General features: G+C 63.7%; 1 protein-coding gene. It reads right to left on the bottom strand.

Features of this window, described 5'->3' with window-relative positions; genetic code table 11:
• On the bottom strand, positions 1–1,147 hold a 1,147-nt coding region (locus tag DBR24_RS30715), incomplete at its 3' end, for a pilus assembly protein (RefSeq protein WP_128616557.1).
• Positions 1,148–1,180 lie beyond the last annotated feature (33 nt).

Below are 1,180 nucleotides of genomic sequence, written 5' to 3'. Positions count from 1 at the left end.
TGACCAGGCCTTCGGAACGTTTGGCCAGACGTTCGCCGAGGGTGCGCAGGCTTTGACTGAGGGCTTCGCGCGGCGCCAGCTCAAACAGGGTGACACCCTGGTTTTTTGCGTTCAGGCGCAGCTCCGGACTGCAAGCGAGCACGGCGATCACTTCCAGGCCAAAGGTCTTGCCGAGGGTTTCGGAGTCGGGCGCGACGTTGCGCAGATAACGGTCGACCAACAAGCGGCCGTGCTCGAGTTTCATGCCTTTTTCGCGCCACAGGTTGAGCACCGCGAGGTTGCGCCGACAATCGAGGACATTCTGGTCGGTGTACCACAACAGCTTGTCGCAATGGCTGACGAAGGTGCGCAGGGCTTCGCTGTCCGGCTGGCCGGTGAGGTTGACCACAATGTGCTGGAAGTGCTGCCGCAAGGCGCTGAGCAGCATGTACAGCTCAGCGGCACTGGTGCGCTCGAGCGGCTCGTCGCCACTGGCGTACGCGAGGATGCGCAGGCCAGCTTCGGCAGTGGTGAAGGCGCTGTCGATCAGGGTCGCGTCAAGGCGCCGCAAGTGGCGCAAGGCATCGCCGAAATGGAACGAGCTCTCCAGCCCCAGCAGTGCCAGACTGTCGCCACGCGGCAGGCCCAGATCGAGTAGCAGGGTTTGCTGGCCGCTCTTCTGCACCACCAGCGCCATGTGGTTGGCGAGCAATGCGCCGTCGGCATTGCTTTGCACGCCGTACAGCACGGTCAGGCCGCCGAGCTGGGCATTCGGCGTCACCGCCGGCAGGCGTTTGCTCAGGCGTCGTACCAGCCCGGCGACCTCGCTGGAACGCGAGCCATAGGCGACGAAATCCCGCGCCCCGGCGCGCATCGCATTAAGCACCAGCTGATTGTCCATGCCATCGCCGAGGGCAACGATGGCGAGCATCGGTTTGGCTTCCAGCACACCTTCGATCAATGCACTCTGCGCCACCAGATGGTCGCGATCGAGACCGACGAAGACCAGGCTGGCGAAGGTCACATCGACCAGCGCCAGCAATTCATCAAGACTGCCGCCACCGGCACTGACCACTTGGCCCAGCGGCGCCAAAGCGCCCTGCAACCATTCAAGGTCGGTGTCGTTGCGGGTGATGGCGAGGAAGGTCTGGCTGAGGCTCTGGCTCATTGCGATAGCCCGCTGCGTTTGTCGAAGTTGCCG

Source organism: Pseudomonas sp. HMWF006 (genome assembly GCF_003061205.1).
Taxonomy (GTDB): Bacteria; Pseudomonadota; Gammaproteobacteria; order Pseudomonadales; family Pseudomonadaceae; genus Aquipseudomonas; species Aquipseudomonas monsensis.
The sequence above is the reverse complement of the archived record's forward strand: the minus strand, read 5'-3'. Positions and strand labels throughout refer to the sequence as shown.